Consider the following 19,758-nt stretch of genomic DNA (forward strand, 5'->3'; position numbering starts at 1 on the left):
GGAATGATCAGAACGGGGTTGTGTTTTGAACCCGCAGAAAGAACACCCACTCGCGTCCCATCTTCCTTTTCTCAAACACCTCCAGCTCGACCAGGCCATTCAATGTGGCCGACGCGGTGTTGTAGGAACAGCCCAGGTTCTCCTTCAAATTGACCGCCGTAAACTCCTTGGCCATTCCACTCTTGGCCACCTGGAATACGGCTCGTTGCTTCTCGGTCAATCGGTCTAACAAACCGGATTCCAACAACCAACGATCAAAGCTTTCGGCATACGCCAGCCTTTTCCGATAAGCATCGGTAAAACCGCTGACAGCCCGCAGGATGACCGAACACTGGAAGTCGATGAAATAAGTCAGATCGAGGTCATCAGCCTCAGTATTCAGATACGACCGTCCGTATTTCACCGGCGCACTACGCAGCAAAATGCTGATCGCAATGTAGCGAAAGGCAGAGAAGTCATTCTTGAACATGAACCAATAAAACAGCGCCCGCGCCACCCGGCCGTTGCCATCACGAAAAGGATGCTCATAACCCAGAGCAAAATGCAGTGCGATGCCTTTGATCAGTGGATGAAGGTAATCCTCTTGATCGGGATCGTTGTGGGGCTGATTGATCCACGTCGACAGCACCCGCAATCGTGACGCCAGCCCTACGGCGGGCGGCGGTGTATGCACGGTGTTTCCCTCACCGTCCTGCACCACCACATCATCGTTGCCCCTGAACGCCCCCGGCGAATATTGCGTGTCATCAATGCCCTCGACACCCACCCGGTGCATGGCTGAAATCAGTTCGGCACTCAGGGCGTCATAACGCTTTTCCCAGGCGAAATTCATCATCTTGTAGTTGCCGATCACCATTCGCTCATCCGGTGTGCGCGGCAGGCGATTGCGCTTGAGCATGTCCTTGGCCACCCGCGTGGTGGTCGCTGCGCCTTCGAGCTGACTGCTGCTGATGGCTTCGTCTTCGATCAAGTCATTCAACAGGTAGCTGAAATGCGCATGCTCACCGATCTGACTGGTCATGTACTCCAGCGCGGCCGTCGTGGCTTTTCGATCGACAGCGGAAATAGCTTTCTGCGCGAGCGGAGTGAGCACGAAGTTGCCCCATTGAAGCGGCTCGCCCAAAGGCAAAAGACTTGAGTACTGCGCAGTCCGTGCTTTCTTCACCAACGCCCAGCACAGATTCGAATCCAGCCCCGGCGCCCAGCGGTAGCGCAATTCATCGAACGGCAGATAACGCCCCTGGTCGTCCATCGGCTTGAGCAAGCCGAGGTAATCCGAGAGGCGTTCCTTGTGGGGCGACTTCCCCAACAGGTCGAATACCGGGTCGGTCCTTCCCCTAAAAATGGGCGGCTTTTTCATTATTGTTGTCTCAAACACTCGTAAAACCGAGTTTTGAGTACAGCATTCCGATCCCTTTGACTCAATATCGGAAGATTCTGAAACAACTGTAGGAGCAAAGCTTGCTCGCGATGGCTGCACCTCGGTCGGCCATTTGAACCGAGGCGCCTGCATCGCGAGCAAGCTTTGCTCCTACAGAGGTCAGGCAGGGTCCTTTTTGATTCGGAACCACGCCGCATACAGCGCTGGCAGAAACAGCAACGTCAGCGCCGTCGCGACAATCAACCCGCCCATGATCGCCACCGCCATCGGACCGAAGAACACGCTGCGCGACAGCGGAATCATCGCCAGCACCGCCGCGAGAGCAGTCAACACAATCGGCCGGAAACGCCGCACCGTGGCTTCAATAATCGCCTGCCAGGGCTTGAGCCCGGAAGCGATATCCTGCTCGATCTGGTCAACCAGAATCACCGAGTTACGCATGATCATCCCGGACAGCGCGATGGTGCCGAGCATGGCAACGAAACCGAACGGCTGACGGAACACCATCAGGAACATGGTCACACCGATCAACCCCAACGGCGCCGTCAGAAACACCATCACCGTGCGTGAGAAACTGCGCAGTTGCAGCATCAGTAACGTCAGCACCACCACGATGAAAAGCGGCACACCGGCCTTCACCGAATTCTGCCCGCGAGCCGAGTCTTCCACCGTACCGCCGACATCCAGCAAATACCCGTCCGGCAGTTCGGCGCGAATCGGATCGAGGGTCGGCATGATCTGCTTCACCAGCGTCGCCGGTTGTTCCTTGCCGTAGATGTCAGCGCGGACCGTCACGTTCGGCAAGCGGTTGCGGTGCCAGATGATGCCTTCTTCGAAACCGTATTCCAGGGTCGCGACTTGCGACAGTGCAACACTGCGACCATTGTCGGTCGGCACCGCCAGGCTTGGCAGCAGCGACAGTTCGGTGCGTTCGTGCAACGTGCCGCGCAACAGAATCTCGATCAACTCGTTGTCTTCACGGTACTGGCTGACGCTGGAACCGGTCAGAGAGCTTTGCAGGAACCTCGACAGGTTCGCAGTGCTCACGCCAAGCGCCCGGGCGCGGTCCTGATCGACGTTCAGATAAACGACTTTGCTTGGCTCTTCCCAATCCAGATGGACGTTGACCACGTGCGGGTTCTCGCGAACCTTGGCCGCGACTTTACGGGCCAGCGCGCGAACTTCCTCGATGTGCTCACCGGTGACCCGGAACTGCACCGGATAGCCAACCGGAGGCCCGTTCTCCAGACGTGTCACCCGCGCGCGCAGGGCCGGGAATTGTTCCTTGAGGGCTTCGATCAGCCAGGTGCGCAGGACTTCGCGCTCTTCGATGGTTTTGGCCAGGACAACAAACTGCGCAAAGCTCGCGGCAGGAAGTTGTTGATCCAGGGGCAGGTAAAAACGTGGCGAACCGGTACCGACGTACGCGACATAGTTGTCGATACCGGCGTGATCCTTGAGCAGGGCTTCGAGTCGTTTGACCTCATCGCGGGTGTTGCTCAACGAAGCGCCTTCCGCCAGCTTCAGATCGACCATCAATTCCAGACGACCCGACGCAGGGAAGAACTGTTGCGGCACGAAGCGAAACAGGATGACAGAACCGATAAACAACACCGCCGTCAGGACAATGACCGTCTTGCGCCGCCGTACGCACCACTCCACCAGGCGCCTGACGCGCTGATAGAACGGCGTGCCATAAGGGTCGGGCTGGCCATTGCCGGTGCCATGTTTGGCGGCATGAATCTTCGCCAGATCCGGCAGGAGTTTTTCCCCCAGATAAGGCACAAACACAACCGCGGCCACCCACGAGGCCAGCAACGCGATGGTCACCACCTGGAAGATCGAACGGGTGTATTCACCCGTGCCCGATTGCGCAGTGGCAATCGGCAGGAAGCCGGCAGCGGTGATCAGCGTACCGGTGAGCATCGGGAATGCGGTGCTGGTCCAGGCGTAGCTGGCTGCCTTGATGCGGTCGAAGCCCTGCTCCATTTTGATCGCCATCATTTCCACGGCGATGATCGCGTCGTCCACCAACAAACCCAGCGCCAGTACCAACGCCCCGAGGGAAATCTTGTGCAGGCCGATTCCCAGGTAATACATGCAGGCGAACGTCATCGCCAATACCAAAGGAATCGCCAGCGCAACCACCATGCCGGTGCGCACGCCGAGGGAGAAGAAACTCACCAGCAGGACGATTGCCAGCGCTTCCACCAGCACCTGAACAAATTCGCCGACACTGCTTTTCACGGCGGCGGGCTGGTCGGAGACCTTGCGCAGCTGCATACCGGCAGGAAGGTTTTTCTGGATTCGGTCGAACTCGATTTCCAGTGCCTTGCCCAGCACCAGAATGTCGCCACCGTCCTTCATGGCAACGGCCAGGCCAATGGCGTTTTCCGCCATGAAGCGCATGCTCGGCGCTGGCGGATCGTTGAAACCGCGACGCACATCGGCCACATCGGCGATACGGAACGTACGATCACCGACGCGGATCGGGAAGTTCTTGATCTCTTCGACCGTCTGAAAATTCCCCGAGACACGTAGCTGCAATCGCTCGCTGGAGGTCTCGAAGAACCCGGCGGTGGACACCGCATTCTGCTCTTCAAGGGCCTGCTGCACCGCCGACAAAGGCAGGCCAAGGGTGGCGAGTTTGACGTTGGAGAGTTCGATCCAGACTTTCTCGTCCTGCAACCCGAGCAGATCGACCTTGCCCACATCCTTGACCCGTTGCAGCTGAATCTGCACGCGATCGGCGTAGTCCTTGAGCACCGCGTAATCAAAACCTTCGCCGGTCAGGGCGTAGATATTGCCAAACGTCGTGCCGAACTCATCATTGAAGAACGGCCCCTGGATGCCCGGTGGCAGAGTATGACGAATGTCGTTGATCTTCTTGCGAGCCTGGTACCAGAGCTCCGGGATTTCCACCGAGTGCATGGAATCACGGGCAACGAACGTCACTTGGGATTCGCCCGGACGGGAGAACGAAACGATGCGTTCGTACTCGCCGGTTTCCATCAGTTTCTTTTCAATGCGCTCGGTGACCTGGCGCGACACTTCCTGCGCCGTGGCCCCTGGCCAGATGGTCCGAATCACCATGGCCTTGAAGGTGAACGGCGGGTCTTCACTTTGGCCGAGCTTGGTGTAGGACAGTGCGCCGACAATGGCCAGCAAGAGCATCAGGAACAGTACGATCTGGCGATTGCGCAGCGCCCATTCGGAAAGATTGAAACCCATCGGGGATTACTCCTTGTCCGCCAGATTGACCACGCGGTTGGAGCGATCCACCGGACGCACCTGCTGCCCTTCCAGCAGCACATGGACGCCAGCGGCCACCACCCAGTCGCTGGCGCTCAGTCCTTCGAGTACCGGGACGGTTTTCTCGCCGAAGGCACCGACCCGTACCGGGGTTTTCTTCAGGGTGTTGTTGGCATTGACGACCCAGACGTAGGTCGCGCCGTTTTCCGCAGTCAGCGCGGAAAGCGGCACCGACAGCGGCACCACATCGGAGGTCTGAACGAACACCCGGGCACTCTGGCCGAGTTCGGCAGGCACCTTGCCGGCAGTGAAGGCGATGCGGGCGGCAAAGGTGCGCGATTTTGGGTCGGCAGCGGGCGACAGCTCACGGATGCGCCCGGCGAAACGTTGGTCGGGTTGGGTCCAGAGTTCCACCGACACTGGCTGACCGACCTTGAAGCGGCCAAAGCTTTGCTCCGGCAAGCTGATCAACACTTCGCGCTCGCCATCGGTGGCGAGGGTAAATACGGTTTGCCCCGCCGCCACGACTTGCCCGACTTCAACCGAGCGTTTCGCCACCACACCATCCTGCGGCGCACGCAGCACCGCGTAACTGGCCTGGTTGGTCGAGACGTTGAATTCGGCTTTGATTTGCTTGAGGCGTGCTTCACCGGATCGGTAAAGGTTTTCGGCATTGTCGTACTGCGAACGGCTGACCATCTGACGTTCCATCAGGGTCTTGTAGCGGTCACGTTCGGCGCGCACCAGGCTCAGGTTGGCCTCGGCAGCGGCGACCTGGGCGCGAGTGGCTTCCAGTTGCAGGCGCACGTCCTGAGGATCGAGTTCCGCCAGAGGCTGGTCGGCCTTGACCCGCTGCCCCTCTTCGACCAGTCGTCGACTGACCTTACCGCCAATGCGAAACGCCAGCTCCGGCTCATACCGTGCTCGGACTTCACCGGGGAAACTCTCCATCGCCTGGGATGACGGCTCTGGCTGCACGACCATGGCCGGACGAACGGTGACTTGAGGCGCCTCTTCGTGACCACACGCAGACAATAAAAACGCCAGGCTGACTGGCAACGCGAGGGGCAAGGCATAGCGGAACATGGTGAAGGACCTTTCGCTAATGGTGCTTGGAATAATTATACTGGGCGGTATGTTATTAATAGCAAACTCACCAGTCCAGTATTAAAAGCGAAGAATGTCGAACAATCTCTCAGTACCCAACGGTCCGGGCCGTCCCAAGGATCTGGCCAAGCGCCAGGCAATCCTCGATGCGGCGAAAATTCTGTTTCTGAGCAAGGGTTATGCGAATACCAGCATGGACGCCGTCGCGGCCGAGGCCGGTGTGTCGAAGCTAACGGTCTACAGCCATTTCAACGACAAGGAGACGCTGTTCTCCGCCGCCGTGATGGCCAAGTGCGAAGAGCAATTGCCGACGCTGTTTTTCGAATTGCCGGACGGCGTTGCCGTAGAAACGGTGCTGTTGAACATCGCGCGCGGCTTTCATCAGCTGATCAACAGCGACGAATCGGTCAACCTGCATCGGCTGATGATGACGCTGGGCAGCCAGGACCCGAAACTATCGCTGATCTTCTTCGAGGCCGGACCTGAGCGCATGCTGCAAGGCATGGAGCGGTTGCTGAGCAAGGTTGATCACAGCGGCGCGCTGAGCATCGACAAACCGCGCAATGCGGCCGAGCATTTCTTCTGCCTGCTCAAGGGGGCAGGGAATTTCAGGCTGCTTTATGGTTGTGGCGAACCGTTGATCGGGGATGCGGCCGAGAGCCATGTGCAGGAAGTGGTGGAATTGTTTATGCGGGCGTATCGGCCTGAGCAATGATCGTTCCCACGCTCTGCGTGGGAATGCAGCCGGGACGCTCTGCGTCCCATCCAAAGCCGAACGCGGAGCGTCCGTTGAGGCATTCCCACGCAGAGCGTGGGAACGATCAGTGTTGAGTCAGGGCTTGAGCGCTTTCTTCGGATAAATGTCATACCGGCTGGATTTACCGTCCAGCGCATGACTCGGCTTCGGCCCTTCGATGCAGGGCGCCTTGCGCGGGCGCTTGACCACCACCCGATGGCTGGCCAACGCCAACGCCGCTTCGAGCAGCGCAGGCGCATCCGGATCATCACCTACCAGCGGCCGGAACAGGCGCATTTCCTTCTTCACCAAGGCGGTTTTCTCACGATGGGGAAACATCGGGTCGAGGTAGATCACCTGTGGCGGCTCGCCTTCCCAATTGCGCATCACCTCGATCGAATTGCCCTTGAGCAAGCGCATCCGCGCCACGATCGGCGCTACCTCAAAGTCTTCCGCGCCGCGCGCCAGGCCATCTTCAAGCAACGCGCCAATCAGCGGCTGACGCTCGATCAGGCTCATCTCGCAGCCCAGGCTCGCCAGCACGAACGCATCTTTGCCCAGCCCCGCCGTGGCATCCAGCACGCGCGGACGCACGCCTTGGGCAACCCCGACAGCCTTGGCGATCATCTGACCGCTGCCGCCGCCGTACAAGCGGCGATGGGCCGCACCGCCCTCGACAAAGTCCACCCGCACCGGCCCCGGCGCGTCCGGGCCCAGTTGCTGCAGCTGCAACCCCTGGTCGCCGACCTGCAAGGCGAACTCACCGTCATCCACCTGCATCGGCAAACCCAGGCGCTCGGCCCATTGTTCGGCCTGTGGCTGAAAAGTCGCGGCCAGGGCCTCGACATGGATGCGGCAGGCCGCAGGTTGCTCAATCATGAGAAAACACGCTCAAAAAATTAATGATCGGCAAAAACGGCCGATAACAAAACTATCGAGCATTTTGCCAGAGCTGAGCGTCGACCGAGAGAAATGTCAGACATTCAACGCACATCGATAGGCTACATCTCGCCCCACGGCGATTTTGGCCTGCGAAACTCCCAAGCACTGAGCGGCGTCAGTCACCTGTGGCAGGATTTCTTTGCCCAGGCCCTGGCCGATCAGTCGGGCGATGTCGTACCGGCTTCTCTCAACTTTCCACCGGTCGATCTCGACAGCCCGGTCGAACCCACCGTTGGCAGCGAACTGCTGGCGCACATCATTTCCCAACGCGAATGCGATGTGAAAGAAACCGAGGTCCGCCCGCCCGAGCCACTGTTCCTGCCGATTGCCGAGTTCGAAATGGAGCTGGCCGACAAACCTTTCCCACCGTTCCCGCCGCAAGAAATCGTCGCTCAGCAGAAACAACAGGACTTCGAAAGCCGCTGGGTTCGCCCGATCGTGCTCACCGCAGGTCAGCCTGTGCCGCAAGCAGGTCCGGCGCCACAACCGCGTGCGCTGCACCTGCCAATCGCCGAATTCGAACTCGATCTGCTGGACAAGCCCTTCCCGCCGTTCTCGCCCGAAGAGCTGATGGAACAACAGAAACAATTCGACTTCGATAACGGCTGGGCTCGCCCGATCGTCCTGCAAAACCTGCGCATCGCCGCCTGACTTTCAATAACAAGCCCTCAGCGACACACCCACCACGGCCCGACATCCACATGAAAGTGATTGCGGTGGGCGGCGTTGTAATCCGGACTCAAGACCACACTGAACATGTCGCAGGCGCCATCGCGGACCTGACGTAAAAACCGCGCGTCCTGATTATCCTTCGACCAATCCTTGAGCACGTTGATGGTGCGGCCATCGGCCAAGCGAAAACCGGCGATATCCAGCGCATCGGCACTGGCATGCTGGCTGCGCCTGCCGTTCTCGCGGCTGTAGACGTTGCGACAGGCAAAGCTGCCGAGATGGTCGACTCGCGTGACCGCTTGGCCGTAGACCGCTTGTGCGGCGGGTTGCAGGGCGTGGTGTTCGAACAGGGCGAACGACACCGCCAGGCGGCAACTGGCGAGGAAACTGCTGCTCAGCGCCACCTCGCCGCCCTGCACACGCAAGGTGTTGAGCAACGGGCACGTCGCATCGGGGCTGTCGGCCTGATGGGTTACGCGTAATCCGGAGCTGCTCAGGGCTTGATCGCACAACTGCTGATCATTGCGCAGGCGCATCAGTTTGTAGCGGGTCAGAAAATTGGGCGCGGCCTTCACGTCCAGCGGTGCCCAGGGATTCCACTGCGCCGGCACTGAGACCCAGCCACGCCAGACGCTCACGGCCGCCATGCCGATGATCAACAGCATCAACAGCAGCCACCACCGAAACCGCATCGTCAGCCTTTGAACAATTTATTGGCCTGGGCGTACGGCATGGAACGCGACGTGAAGCCGAAGGTGCCCGACGTCTTGATCTCTTCGGCCGCGCGGAAAAACTCGCCGTAGGCGGCCAAGGCCAGTGCCGAACCGACGCTGATGCGTTTGACGCCCATTTCGCTCAACTGCTCGACCGTCAATTTCAGTCCGCCAGACATCAACACATTGACCGGTTTCGGCGCCACGGCACGGACCACCGCCAACACCTCTTCAGCGCTGCGCAGCCCCGGCGCATAAAGCACGTCGGCGCCCGCCTCGGCAAATGCCTGCAAGCGGCGAATGGTATCGGCGAGATCAGGATTGCCGTGCAAAAAGTTTTCCGCTCGGGCTGTGAGCATGAACGGGAACGGCAAGCTGCGAGCGGCGGCCACGGCAGCCTCAATGCGCGCGACGGCGTGCTCAAAACAGTAGATCGGCGCTTCTTCACGGCCGGTGGCATCTTCGATAGAGCCGCCGACCGCCCCGGCCTCTGCCGCACGCAAAATGCTCTGTGCGCATTCGGCGGGATCGTCAGCGAAGCCGTTTTCCAGGTCGACGGCGACGGGCAGATCAGTTGCCGCCACAATCGCCCGAACGTTTGCCAGGGTGTCGTCCAGCGTCAGCCCGCCATCGGGGCGGGCGTTGGAAAAAGCGTATCCGGCGCTGGTAGTCGCCAGCGCTTCGAAACCAAGGCTGGCGAGCATCTTCGCCGAGCCGGCATCCCACGGGTTGGGAATGACAAAAGCCCCGCGCGTTCGTGCAGTGCTTTGAACGCTTGGGCTCGAAGGGTTTGCGCATCCATTGGCAGGCTCCTGAAAAAGACAAGGAATCCGCTTCAGAGCAGGCCAAGTTGCTCGGCAGCGGGCTCTCTGTATAGCTCAGGCAGCGGCGGCAGGCCAGGTAAACGCAGCATCAGTTTTGCGTGAAAACGTTGCGCCAGTTTGGCGGCCAGCAAATTGTCGGCGGTGTGCAGGAAGATATAGGGCGTACGCCCCTCTTCGATCCACACGGCGATTTTCTCGACCCACGGCATCAGGAACGGATCGTTGGCCTCGAGCTGCGGATGGCCGATAAAACGCACCTGCGGACATTGCGTGAAGGCGGCCGGACGGGGTGGCACCCGGGGCTTTTTCGATTGGGCGTGAAGAACCGAGGGGTCGGTCGATGTGCAACTGAACAGCGCGCGGGGATCGAGGCAGATACGCTCGACACCGCGATCCAATAGCAGGCGATTGAGCATTCTCTCGGCATCGCCCTTGGCGAAGAACTCGTCATGCCGCACTTCAACCGCCAGAGGCCGGTCCACCGCATCAATAAAACCGGCAAGTTCCGACAGTCGCTGCGGCGTGAAGCTTTTCGACAGTTGCAGCCACAGCGGTGAAACCCGTTCGCCGAGGGGGCTGAGCAATTGCAGGAAGGTTTCGGCAGCGGCCAATTGTTCGCGCAGGTCACCGCTGTGGCTGATGTCACCGGGGAACTTGGCAGTGAAGCGAAAGTGTTCGGGCATGGTCTCGGCCCAACGCTGCACGGTGGTCGCAGCCGGGCTCGCGTAGAAGGTCGTGTTGCCTTCCACGGCGTTGAAAACCTGGGAATAGAGATTCAGAAATTCGGTGGGTTTTGCGTCTTGCGGATACAAGTAGTCGCGCCAGGCGTTTTCACTCCAGGACGGACAGCCCAGGTAGTAAGGCAACCGCATCAGATGTACAGGTCGAGGCCCAGCACATCCGAATCCCAATCGACAAAACCGGCGGTGCTCAGGTAGCTGGCCAGGGCCTTGGCGACACTGCTGCTCATGGCACGGTGATAAAGCATGTCTTGTTGACGGGCGGGGAGATTACTCAAGCGTTGCGCAGAGGCCTTGGCGGCGCGGGCGGCCATTTGCTCTTCGGATGGAATTTCCAGCTCGCCGTCGATATCGACGTAGTCGTCATCCGCCACGGGGCCTTTGCGAGGCTTGCGCTTGATGGGGTAGGACTGAGAGGGAACGCCGTCTATACGCATGAGTACATGTCCGGTATCAATGATGGCAGTTTAGTGGCGCATAGCCCGCTTCGCAAACCGCCGAGTGATAACTAGAACACAGAAAATGGAAAAGGTTTAAAAGCTGGGGGATATAAAACGACGATTGGCTGCGTTGGTACACATTGTGGCGAGGGAGCTTGCTCCCGCTCGGCTGCGAAGCAGTCGTAAAATCAGACGGCGGGGGTGTACTTGCCTACGATTGGGGCCGCTTCGCAGCCCAGCGGGAGCAAGCTCCCTCGCCACAAAAGCAATGCGGATTATCGTGCTTTGGGCGTCGCGACTTTATCGCGCAAGTACACCGGCTGAGCCTCATCAGCCACGATCGCCTCACCCCGCGCCCAGGCAAAACGTGCCAGGGTCAGCAGGTCCTCAGCGTGAGGCAACATGCCCGCATCCTGCCCGGTCAGGCTGACGGCGATTCGCTCGGCATAACCCCAGCCAGTGCCGGCGCCAAACCACTCACCGCTGGCGTCAGCCGGCAACGCGGCCACTTCCGGCGACAGCACTGCCTCATTGCCGACCAGGCGCATCTCCCCCGCCGTTTCGCGATAGCAACCCCAATACACTTCGTCCATGCGCGCATCGATGGCGGCCGCGACCTGGCTCACGCCATGTTCGCGATAGGCCCGCTGCGCCAACACGGCCAGGTTCGACACCGGCAATACCGGGCGATCCAGCGCAAACGCCAGCCCCTGCACCACGCCGATGGCGATCCGCACGCCGGTGAACGCCCCCGGACCACGGCCGAAAGCGATGGCATCGACCGCTTGCAGGGTGGTCCCGGCATCCGCCAGCAACTGCTGAATCATCGGCAGCAGCTTCTGCGCATGCAGGCGCGGGATCACCTCGTAATGGCTCGTGACTTTGCCGTCATGCAGCAAGGCAACGGAGCAAGCTTCAGTCGCGGTGTCCAGGGCCAGCAAGGTGCTCATCGATGTTTCCGTAAGAGAGGTCAGAAAAAGTGCGCCAGTATAAACAACTACGGCCCGCAAGCGGGCCGTAGAAGATGAAGCGTTTTTTTAGCTCAGTGCTTCAAGCACTTTGCCGGTGATCGCTTCAACCGAGCCAACACCTTCGACGTGGCTGTACTTCGGTTTGCCTTGAGCGACGGACAGCTCCTGGTAAAACTTCACCAGAGGCTCGGTCTGGGCGTGGTAGACCGACAGGCGATGACGCACGGTTTCTTCAGTGTCGTCTTTGCGCTGCACCAGCTCGTCGCCGGTGATGTCGTCTTTACCGGCAATTTTTGGCGGGTTGTAGACGATGTGGTACACGCGGCCGCTGGCCTCGTGAACACGACGGCCAGCGATACGCTGAACGATGTCTTCGTCTTTAACGTCGATTTCCAACACGTGATCCAGCTCGACGCCGGCTTTCACCAGGGCTTCAGCCTGAGGAATGGTGCGCGGGAAACCGTCGAACAGGAAACCGTTGGCGCAATCGGCCTGGCTGATGCGTTCCTTGACCAGGTTGATGATCAGGTCATCGGAAACCAGACCACCGCTGTCCATGACGCTCTTGGCGATCAGGCCCAGCTCGGTGCCGGCCTTGACCGCGGCACGCAGCATGTCGCCGGTGGAGATTTGCGGAATGCCGAATTTTTCGGTGATGAACTTAGCCTGAGTACCTTTACCGGCCCCGGGAGCTCCCAGCAGAATGACGCGCATCGATGTGCTCCTCAATTTTTTATATGGATAACGTCAGATTCGCCTCGTGGGGCCAATCTCAAAAAAAGGGTCGTGACCGCCCAAACGGCCAAAGGCTGATCAAGATACACAGCAGGCCCGGACCACACAAGCCGCCGAAAGTCGGAGAAACCCGCGTCTGATGTGGCCTTTCGTCGGGGTAACCCTAGTCGCAACCCCATCACTAACTGTCGCCTGGCAGCACTTTTCAACCCCTCGCCCACCGGCAACCCGACGCTCGCGCCGAGTGCCTTGCCGACGACAAAAACCTTAGCCGGTATTACGCAAACCGGCGGCAATCCCCGCCACAGACACCAGCAGCGCCTGTTCTACAGGGCTGCCCTGCGCCACTTCCTGTTGTCGCGAACGCGCCAACAACTCAGCCTGCAATAGATGAAGCGGGTCGAGGTAAGTGTTGCGCAAGCGGATGAATTCAAGTGTGGCTGGGCTATGTGCCAGTAGCTGCGACTGACCGGTCAGCCCCAGGACCACCGAGCAGGCCTGCGACAATAGGTCGCGTAAATGCGCACCCAAAGGGAGCAGATCCGGCTCGACCAAACGCTCATCGTAAGACCGGGCGATATCGGCATCGGCCTTGGCCAACACCATTTCCAGCATATCGATGCGCGTACGGAAGAACGGCCACTGCTCGCGCATCTGCCCCAGCAGCTCGCCTTCGCCACGCTCCAGCGCCTTGCTCAGCGCTGCTTCCCAGCCGAGCCAGGCCGGTAACATCAGGCGCGTCTGGGTCCAGCCGAAGATCCACGGGATCGCCCGCAGGCTTTCAATCCCGCCGGCGCGGCGCTTGGCCGGGCGACTGCCCAGCGGCAAGCGTCCCAGTTCCTGCTCTGGAGTGGACTGGCGGAAATACTCGACGAACTGCGGATTTTCCCGCACCACGGCACGATAAGCGCTGACACCGTCAGCGGCCAATTCGTCCATCAGATTGCGCCAGGCAGGCTCCGGTGGTGGTGGCGGCAGCAAGGTCGCTTCCAGTACCGCTGCCAGGTACAGATTGAGGTTCTGCTCGGCGATGTCCGGCAGGCCAAATTTGAAACGAATCATTTCCCCCTGCTCGGTGGTGCGGAAACGCCCCGCCACCGAACCCGGCGGCTGCGACAGAATCGCCGCGTGTGCCGGACCGCCGCCGCGCCCCACGGTGCCACCGCGACCGTGGAACAACAGCAGTTCCACTTGCTGCTCGCGGCAGATGTCGACCAAGCGCTCCTGCGCCCGATACTGCGCCCAGGCCGCCGCCGTCGTGCCGGCGTCCTTGGCCGAGTCCGAGTAGCCAATCATCACTTCCTGCGGCCCTTGCAGGCGCGAGCGATAACCGGGCAGCAGCAACAGCTGTTCGATCACCGGGCCGGCGTTGTCGAGGTCGGCAAGGGTCTCGAACAACGGCACCACGCGCATCGGCCGCAATACGCCAGACTCTTTGAGCAGCAGTTGCACGGCCAGCACGTCGGAAGCGGCGCCGGCCATGGAAATCACATACGAACCGAGCGAAGCACTCGGTGCAGCAGCGATTTCCCGGCAGGTCGCCAACACTTCGGCGGTGTCGGCCGATGGCTTGAAGTACGCCGGCAGTAACGGTCGGCGGTTATTCAGCTCGCGCATCAAGAAAGCGATGCGCTCTTCCTCGCTCCAGTCCTCGTAGCGTCCCAGGCCCAAGTAGTCGGTGATCTCGGTCATCGCCGCGGTATGTCGCGTCGAGTCCTGACGCACATCGAGCCGCACCAGGAACAACCCGAACGTCACCGCCCGGCGCAGGCAATCGAGCAACGGCCCATCAGCGATCACGCTCATGCCGCACTCATGCAGCGAGTGGTAGCACAACTCCAGCGGATCAAGCAGCTCGCGGTTGTTTTGCAACACATCGGCAGGTGCCGGCGTGGTCTTAGTCAAGGAGGCGTGAGCCCAGTTACGCGTCGCGCGCAGGCGTTCACGCAGCTGTTTAAGCACCGCACGGTAAGGTTCGGCGCTGTCCCCGGCCTTGGCCTTCAAGTCGTCGCTGGCCTGCTGCATCGACAACTCGGCCGCCAGATGATCGACATCGCGCAGGTACAAGTCGGCGGCCATCCAGCGCGCCAGCAGCAAGACTTCACGGGTCACGGCGGCGGTCACGTTGGGGTTGCCATCGCGGTCGCCGCCCATCCACGAGGCAAAGCGAATCGGCGCTGCCTCCAGTGGGAGGTGCAGGCCCGTGGCGTCATGCAGGGCTTTATCGGCCTTGCGCAAATAATTGGGGATCGCCTGCCACAGCGAATGCTCGATCACCGCGAAGCCCCACTTGGCTTCATCCACTGGGGTTGGGCGAGTGCGGCGGATTTCTTCGGTGTGCCAGGCTTCGGCGATCAGGCGCTGCAACTTCGTATGGATCTGCTCGCGTTCGGCAGTGGTCAGGTCGCGATGGTCCTGGGCGGCCAGTTGCGCGGCAATCGCGTCGTACTTCTGGATCAGCGTGCGGCGCGCGACTTCGGTCGGGTGCGCGGTGAGGACCAACTCGATCTCCAGCCGTCCCAGTTGCCGGGCCAGGGAGTCGGCGCCATGACCTTCAGCACTCAGGCGGGCGAGCAGTTCTGGCAGTACCCGCGCTTCGAACGGCGCAGGTTGTGACTCTTCGCGACGGTGAATCAGCTGATATTGCTCGGCGATATTGGCCAGGTTGAGAAACTGGTTGAACGCCCGCGCCACCGGCAGCAACTCTGCTTCGCTCAATTGGTTGAGGCTGGCGCTCAGTTCAGCGTCCATCGAACCGCGACGGTCGGCCTTGGCGCCTTTGCGGATCTGCTCGATCTTGTCGAGAAAACCGTCCCCGTACTGTTCACGAATGGTGTTGCCCAACAGCTCACCCAACAGGTGAACATCCTCGCGCAAGCGTGCATCAATATCGGTCATCAGCAGTTCTCCAGCGAAAATCCGGGTGACTTGAGGTCCATGCTCTTGGGTTAGAGAGTGCCGCTGTAAAGCGGTTCTTACAAGCGGACGAGAATGGGAATGCTGTTCGCCTGAGAAAGTTTGGGGTTGTGGGTGGGGATTGGGATTGCTGGGGGCATATCCGTTTCTGCGGTAACGGCTGCTGGCGGTTTCGCTTTTACAGCGAGTCACTTGGAAAAGCCCCAAGTAACCAAGGGCTCCTGCCCCGCCATTCGGTGCCTCGCCTAGGCTCGGCATGCCCTCACTCCGGCATTGCTCCGGGGGCCCGCCGCCATCGGCCATCCATGGCCGGGGGCGGCTACCGCGGCATCCTTGCCGCGGTGCCCCCTGCGCAACGCCTGCGTTCGGCCTCTGGGAAAGGGGCAGGCAGATCAAGATCAAAAGCCAGAGCCAGAGCCAGAGCCAGAGCCAGAGCCAGATCAACAGCTCCCGACACCCAACTGATCGTTCCCACGCTCTGCGTGGGAATGCATCCCGTGACGCTCCGCGTCACCCCTGCGCAAGACTCGAGCCTTGCGTCGACAGCGGAACGCGGAGCGTCCCCGGCGGCATTCCCACGCGGAGCATGGGAACGATCAATACGTGCAAGCGTTGAGGAAACAGGCCGGCCGGTAGGCCGCCTTGCTTTGCTTTTGCGGTGCACGCCCCCTCGGGAGGCCGAGTGGAGGTTCTGCGCAGTGGGCAACCCGGCATGGATGCCGGGTTAGCCGCCCCCGGCCATGGATGGCCGATGGCGGCGGGCCCACGGAGCAGGACCGGAGCGAGGGCATGGCGAGCCTTAGCGAGGCACCGAACGACAGGGGCAAGAGCCCTTGGTTACTTGGGGCTCTTCCAAGTGACTCGCTGTAAAAGCGAAACCGTAATCAGCCATCACCCCAAAAACGGATATACACCCAATTCCCCAATGAACCCCATGCCCCCCATGCCTCCCAACGCCATAAGACGACGAAGGGACTTTAAACCCTGAGCGTTAAAGCTAGTCTGAAGAATAAGCCGTACAACGGCTGCCACCGGCAATGGCCGGACACTGACACTGCCTGCCACGAGCAGGTGCGCATTGAGGTCACTATGAAAATCCGCGAGCTTGCCCAACATTGGGAAGAAAACGCCAAAGGTCGCCTGACCGACACCGGATACTCGATTCATCTGGATGTGGAGGCCGCCGCTCGGTTGGCGGCCATTATCGAGATGTATCCCAAACGGCAGCCCGAAGAACTGCTCGGCGAACTGATCGGCGCCGCCCTGGAAGAACTCGAAAAAAGCTTCCCGTACGTGAAGGGCTCAACCGTCGTGGCCACCGACGAAGAAGGTGACCCGCTGTACGAAGACATTGGCCCGACTCCGCGCTTTCTCGCATTGTCCCGTCGTCATTTGCATGATTTATCGGACGTCGACGACAAACAAAAACACTGATTACCGCACTTCTTTCCCCCTCCAAAATGCGTATTCCTGACCCCTACAGGGCCCGGAATACGGCTACTTGCGGCAAGAACTCCCGGTTTAGAGCCTTGTCCACCCGGTCAATTTTTTTGGGCAATGAGCCATATTCTCTGAACTTTCGAAAAACCCCTCGGGTCACACCCATTAACCACGCCTGGGACGGCCGTTTCAAAACACCCCCGGAAATTGAAGGTTGCGGCTCCATACCCAGGATGGATTTTTAAGTTTCTCAGGAGTTATTCCAATGGAGTTGAAGACTATGAAAACCCGAATTGCCAAATCCTCGTTCCCCCCTCTGCGCAGCCTGAAACTGGCAGCACTGGCCATCGGCAGCAGCCTCGTTCTGGCCGGTTGTGCCGGTAACCCGCCAAGCGAGCAATTCGCCGTGACGGAATCGGCAGTCAACAGCGCCGTCAGTGCCGGCGGTACAGAATTCGCGGCAGTGGAAATGAAGTCCGCACAGGACAAGCTCAAACAAGCCGAAATCGCCATGCACGACAAAAAGTATGACGAAGCCAAAGTCCTGGCCGAACAGGCCGAGTGGGACGCTCGCGTGGCTGAGCGCAAAGCCCAGGCGATCAAAGCTGAACAGGCTGTGAAGGACTCTCAGAAAGGTGTTCAAGAACTGCGTCAGGAAAGCCAGCGCACCGTTCAATAAACGGCCGGCACGACGCACTTCTTACTCGATTAAAAGGACGAAACCACCATGCGTACACAATTGATGATCCCTGCCCTGCTGGCTGCAAGTGTTGCACTGGCCGCCTGCTCCACGCCGCCGAACGCGAACCTGGAACAGGCCCGCAGCAACTACACCGGCCTGCAGACCAACCCGCAAGCCAGCAAAGTGGCGGCACTGGAAACCAAAGAAGCCAGCGATTACCTGGACAAGGCCGACAAGGCTTACCAGGACAAACAAGACCAGGCCAAGGTCGATCAACTGGCTTACCTGACCAATCAACGTGTGGAAGTGGCGAAGCAGACCATCGCCCTGCGCACCGCCGAAGCCAATCTGAAAAATGCTTCCGCGCAACGTGCCCAGGCTCGTCTAGATGCCCGCGATGCGCAAATCAAGCAATTGCAGGACAGCCTGAACGCCAAGCAGACCGATCGCGGCACCTTGGTAACGTTCGGTGATGTGTTGTTTGCCACTGACAGGGCTGACCTGAAGTCCAGCGGTCTGGTGAATATCAACAAACTGGCGCAGTTCCTTTCGGAAAACCCTGATCGCAAAGTGATCGTTGAGGGCTACACCGACAGCACGGGCGCCGCCAACCACAACCAGTCGCTGTCCGAGCGTCGTGCCGGTTCCGTGCGCATGGCGCTGGTGAAAATGGGCGTTGATCCGGCGCGTATCGTGGCGCAGGGTTACGGCAAGGAATACCCGGTGGCCGAGAACAGCAGCGTCTCGGGCCGTGCGATGAACCGTCGGGTGGAAGTGACCATTTCCAACGACAACCAGCCAGTGATCCCGCGTTCGGCGGTCAGCTCGAACTAAGCTTCGCCTGCTGAAACACAAAAGCCCCGCCTGATCTGATCAGGCGGGGCTTTTGTTTTTAAGATCAAAAGGAGCGTTACGGTTGCAGCTTCTGCGGGGTTTCCTCGCCCATGCAGCGCACCGCTTTTTTCTTGTTGTTGATCAACACACCGCTCAGGCCTTTCTGTTCGGTGTCGAACATCACCAGCACGCCGTCGATGCACTGCGCGACTTGCGCGGCCGGTTCCAGGGAGACTTTGTAGTCTTCGCCCGGCACCGTCTTGAGCATGGTGAAATCGCTGAGCAGCAGTGCATCTTCGGGTTTGGCGAAGTGCAAGTAGCCGTAGAACCACAGGGCTCCGACGGTGCCGAGGATGCTGCAGATACCGGTGATGATCAGCGGGATGGCATTACGTTCTTCACTCATTGCGGACTCTCTGGTGGTTCATCTTCAGAATTGTTCGGCGCCGGGTAATTCGGCACTTCGCCCAGGCGGCGCAGACCGTTGAAATGCTGCGGGTCGTCGAGATAACGCAGCATGACTTTGCGCCAGACCGGGTCGGCGAACGTCTGCACATGACCGCCACGGGTCAGTTGCAGCACTCGCGGCGGCGGCGCAGCTTGATACAGACGGATGCCGTTGGAAAGGGGCACGATCGGATCGTCGATGCTGTGGTAGATCAGTTTCGGCACGCCATTGAGCTGCGCCATGGAGTTGATCGCGCTGTCGCCGTCCGGCACCAGCCAGGACAGCGGGACCTGGAACGTCCAGAAAACCCATGAATTGCTCAACGCAAAGCGACCGACACTGCGATAACTGGCGGGCACGCCGTCAAGCACGAAGGCCTTGAGTTGCTTCTGTCGCTCGGGGTGTTGAACGAGATAGTGAACGGCCATCGAACCACCCAGGCTCTGGCCCAGAAGGATCAGCGGCTTGTCTTTGACCTCCGGCGCATGGTCGAGCCATTTGAACGCGGCGTCGATGTCCTGATAGATCGCCGGCAAACTCGGTTCGCCTTCAGACAGCCCGTAACCGCGATAGTCCACCAGCAGCACTTGATAACCTTCCGCCGGCAACCACCAACTGCCCCCAAGGTGCATGGGCAGGTTGCCACCGTTACCGTGCAAATGCAGCACCGTGCCTTTGACCTCGACACCTTGTTTGGCCGGCAACCACCAGCCGTGCAGCTTGAGGCCATCGGCGGTGGTCAGGGTGACGTCGCGGTATTCGAGTTTGGCTTTTTCCGGGGTAAACAGCTGGCCGGGCTCAGGGTAGAACAACAGCGAACTGCAGCCGCTCAAGGTCAGGAGAAGGCAGAAGAAACCGAGGATTCTCATCCGATGAAACCTCGCAAAAATTGGAGACTGAACACAGTACCTGTGGGAGCCGAGCT

17 protein-coding genes and 1 pseudogene are annotated in these 19,758 nt (G+C 60.0%); 5 read left to right on the forward strand and 13 right to left on the reverse strand.

The window, feature by feature from the left end; genetic code table 11:
- Positions 1-7: 7 nt before the first annotated feature.
- From BLW70_RS28370 to BLW70_RS28380, 3 genes are all read right to left on the reverse strand, one after another.
- Positions 8-1,360 (reverse strand): Fic family protein, encoded by a 1,353-nt coding sequence (locus tag BLW70_RS28370; protein ID WP_074879754.1) that lies wholly within the window; start codon positions 1,358-1,360, stop codon positions 8-10.
- Positions 1,361-1,540: 180 nt separating this feature from the next.
- Positions 1,541-4,612, reverse strand: a complete 3,072-nt coding sequence (locus BLW70_RS28375; RefSeq protein ID WP_074879757.1) for an efflux RND transporter permease subunit — start codon at positions 4,610-4,612, stop codon at positions 1,541-1,543.
- A 6-nt stretch (positions 4,613-4,618) separates the two neighbouring features.
- On the reverse strand, positions 4,619-5,719 hold the full coding sequence (locus tag BLW70_RS28380; protein WP_074879759.1) for an efflux RND transporter periplasmic adaptor subunit: 1,101 nt from the start codon (positions 5,717-5,719) through the stop codon (positions 4,619-4,621).
- A 94-nt stretch (positions 5,720-5,813) separates the two neighbouring features.
- On the opposite strand from BLW70_RS28380, the gene BLW70_RS28385 reads away from it, so the two are divergent.
- Positions 5,814-6,455, forward strand: coding sequence for a TetR/AcrR family transcriptional regulator (locus tag BLW70_RS28385; protein WP_074879761.1), 642 nt, complete (start codon positions 5,814-5,816; stop codon positions 6,453-6,455).
- Positions 6,456-6,572: 117 nt separating this feature from the next.
- On the opposite strand, the gene BLW70_RS28390 is transcribed toward BLW70_RS28385, so the two are convergent.
- Positions 6,573-7,355, reverse strand: a complete 783-nt coding sequence (locus BLW70_RS28390; protein WP_008146717.1) for a class I SAM-dependent methyltransferase — start codon at positions 7,353-7,355, stop codon at positions 6,573-6,575.
- A 93-nt stretch (positions 7,356-7,448) separates the two neighbouring features.
- Between BLW70_RS28390 and BLW70_RS28395 the strand changes: the two genes are divergently transcribed.
- Entirely contained in the window at positions 7,449-8,069 is a 621-nt protein-coding gene (locus BLW70_RS28395) for an energy transducer TonB (protein ID WP_074879764.1), read from the forward strand.
- A gap of 17 nt (positions 8,070-8,086) precedes the next feature.
- On the opposite strand, the gene BLW70_RS28400 is transcribed toward BLW70_RS28395, so the two are convergent.
- From BLW70_RS28400 to ppc, 7 genes and pseudogenes are all read right to left on the reverse strand, one after another.
- Positions 8,087-8,782, reverse strand: a complete 696-nt coding sequence (locus tag BLW70_RS28400) for an extensin-like domain-containing protein (RefSeq protein ID WP_074879767.1) — start codon at positions 8,780-8,782, stop codon at positions 8,087-8,089.
- A gap of 2 nt (positions 8,783-8,784) precedes the next feature.
- Positions 8,785-9,605: pseudogene (locus BLW70_RS28405) on the reverse strand (isocitrate lyase/PEP mutase family protein).
- Between the two features lie 33 nt (positions 9,606-9,638).
- A complete protein-coding gene (locus BLW70_RS28410; protein ID WP_074879769.1) occupies positions 9,639-10,499 on the reverse strand; it encodes a DUF72 domain-containing protein in 861 nt (286 codons plus the stop codon).
- Positions 10,499-10,804 carry a hypothetical protein gene (locus BLW70_RS28415; RefSeq protein WP_008156859.1) on the reverse strand — a complete coding sequence of 102 codons (306 nt, stop codon included), beginning with the start codon at positions 10,802-10,804 and terminating at the stop codon, positions 10,499-10,501. Before BLW70_RS28415 ends, BLW70_RS28410 begins: the two co-directional genes overlap by 1 nt.
- A 278-nt stretch (positions 10,805-11,082) precedes the next feature.
- Positions 11,083-11,757 carry a tRNA (adenosine(37)-N6)-threonylcarbamoyltransferase complex dimerization subunit type 1 TsaB gene (gene tsaB, locus BLW70_RS28420; RefSeq protein ID WP_074879772.1) on the reverse strand — a complete coding sequence of 225 codons (675 nt, stop codon included), beginning with the start codon at positions 11,755-11,757 and terminating at the stop codon, positions 11,083-11,085.
- An 87-nt stretch (positions 11,758-11,844) separates the two neighbouring features.
- Positions 11,845-12,492 (reverse strand): adenylate kinase, encoded by a 648-nt coding sequence (gene adk / locus BLW70_RS28425; RefSeq protein ID WP_074879776.1) that lies wholly within the window; start codon positions 12,490-12,492, stop codon positions 11,845-11,847.
- Positions 12,493-12,780: 288 nt separating this feature from the next.
- Complete coding sequence (gene ppc, locus BLW70_RS28430) at positions 12,781-15,411, reverse strand: phosphoenolpyruvate carboxylase (RefSeq protein ID WP_074879778.1); 2,631 nt, start codon at positions 15,409-15,411, stop codon at positions 12,781-12,783.
- 1,107 nt (positions 15,412-16,518) lie between these two features.
- Between ppc and BLW70_RS28440 the strand changes: the two genes are divergently transcribed.
- From BLW70_RS28440 to BLW70_RS28450, 3 genes are all read left to right on the forward strand, one after another.
- Positions 16,519-16,863: a pilin assembly protein gene (locus tag BLW70_RS28440; RefSeq protein ID WP_074879781.1), complete on the forward strand. Its 345-nt coding sequence runs from the start codon at positions 16,519-16,521 to the stop codon at positions 16,861-16,863.
- A 271-nt stretch (positions 16,864-17,134) separates the two neighbouring features.
- Positions 17,135-17,548, forward strand: a complete 414-nt coding sequence (locus BLW70_RS28445) for a DUF4398 domain-containing protein (protein ID WP_074879783.1) — start codon at positions 17,135-17,137, stop codon at positions 17,546-17,548.
- Between the two features lie 48 nt (positions 17,549-17,596).
- Complete coding sequence (locus tag BLW70_RS28450) at positions 17,597-18,385, forward strand: lipotoxin F family OmpA-related lipoprotein LptF (RefSeq protein ID WP_074879786.1); 789 nt, start codon at positions 17,597-17,599, stop codon at positions 18,383-18,385.
- Positions 18,386-18,461: 76 nt separating this feature from the next.
- On the opposite strand, the gene BLW70_RS28455 is transcribed toward BLW70_RS28450, so the two are convergent.
- Both BLW70_RS28455 and BLW70_RS28460 read right to left on the reverse strand, forming a co-directional pair.
- Positions 18,462-18,791, reverse strand: coding sequence for a PA3694 family proteiin (locus BLW70_RS28455; protein ID WP_074879789.1), 330 nt, complete (start codon positions 18,789-18,791; stop codon positions 18,462-18,464).
- The gene (locus tag BLW70_RS28460; protein ID WP_074879792.1) at positions 18,788-19,702 is read right to left on the reverse strand and encodes an alpha/beta hydrolase; all 915 of its coding nucleotides are present in this window, start codon (positions 19,700-19,702) and stop codon (positions 18,788-18,790) included. The genes BLW70_RS28455 and BLW70_RS28460 overlap by 4 nt, the downstream gene beginning before the upstream one ends.
- Positions 19,703-19,758: the final 56 nt, after the last annotated feature.

Origin of the sequence: Pseudomonas frederiksbergensis, from assembly GCF_900105495.1 — a bacterium.
Lineage (GTDB): Bacteria > Pseudomonadota > Gammaproteobacteria > Pseudomonadales > Pseudomonadaceae > Aquipseudomonas > Aquipseudomonas frederiksbergensis.

Excerpts from the sequence above, each read along its gene's own strand:
- BLW70_RS28370 (WP_074879754.1), bottom strand. The coding sequence starts at position 1,360 with ATGAAAAAGCCGCCCATTTTTAGGGGAAGGACCGACCCGGTATTCGAC.
- BLW70_RS28375 (WP_074879757.1), bottom strand. The coding sequence starts at position 4,612 with ATGGGTTTCAATCTTTCCGAATGGGCGCTGCGCAATCGCCAGATCGTA.
- BLW70_RS28380 (WP_074879759.1), bottom strand. The coding sequence starts at position 5,719 with ATGTTCCGCTATGCCTTGCCCCTCGCGTTGCCAGTCAGCCTGGCGTTT.
- BLW70_RS28385 (WP_074879761.1), top strand. The coding sequence starts at position 5,814 with ATGTCGAACAATCTCTCAGTACCCAACGGTCCGGGCCGTCCCAAGGAT.
- BLW70_RS28390 (WP_008146717.1), bottom strand. The coding sequence starts at position 7,355 with ATGATTGAGCAACCTGCGGCCTGCCGCATCCATGTCGAGGCCCTGGCC.
- BLW70_RS28395 (WP_074879764.1), top strand. The coding sequence starts at position 7,449 with ATGTCAGACATTCAACGCACATCGATAGGCTACATCTCGCCCCACGGC.
- BLW70_RS28400 (WP_074879767.1), bottom strand. The coding sequence starts at position 8,782 with ATGCGGTTTCGGTGGTGGCTGCTGTTGATGCTGTTGATCATCGGCATG.
- BLW70_RS28410 (WP_074879769.1), bottom strand. The coding sequence starts at position 10,499 with ATGCGGTTGCCTTACTACCTGGGCTGTCCGTCCTGGAGTGAAAACGCC.
- BLW70_RS28415 (WP_008156859.1), bottom strand. The coding sequence starts at position 10,804 with ATGCGTATAGACGGCGTTCCCTCTCAGTCCTACCCCATCAAGCGCAAG.
- tsaB (WP_074879772.1), bottom strand. The coding sequence starts at position 11,757 with ATGAGCACCTTGCTGGCCCTGGACACCGCGACTGAAGCTTGCTCCGTT.
- adk (WP_074879776.1), bottom strand. The coding sequence starts at position 12,492 with ATGCGCGTCATTCTGCTGGGAGCTCCCGGGGCCGGTAAAGGTACTCAG.
- ppc (WP_074879778.1), bottom strand. The coding sequence starts at position 15,411 with ATGACCGATATTGATGCACGCTTGCGCGAGGATGTTCACCTGTTGGGT.
- BLW70_RS28440 (WP_074879781.1), top strand. The coding sequence starts at position 16,519 with ATGAAAATCCGCGAGCTTGCCCAACATTGGGAAGAAAACGCCAAAGGT.
- BLW70_RS28445 (WP_074879783.1), top strand. The coding sequence starts at position 17,135 with ATGGAGTTGAAGACTATGAAAACCCGAATTGCCAAATCCTCGTTCCCC.
- BLW70_RS28450 (WP_074879786.1), top strand. The coding sequence starts at position 17,597 with ATGCGTACACAATTGATGATCCCTGCCCTGCTGGCTGCAAGTGTTGCA.
- BLW70_RS28455 (WP_074879789.1), bottom strand. The coding sequence starts at position 18,791 with ATGAGTGAAGAACGTAATGCCATCCCGCTGATCATCACCGGTATCTGC.
- BLW70_RS28460 (WP_074879792.1), bottom strand. The coding sequence starts at position 19,702 with ATGAGAATCCTCGGTTTCTTCTGCCTTCTCCTGACCTTGAGCGGCTGC.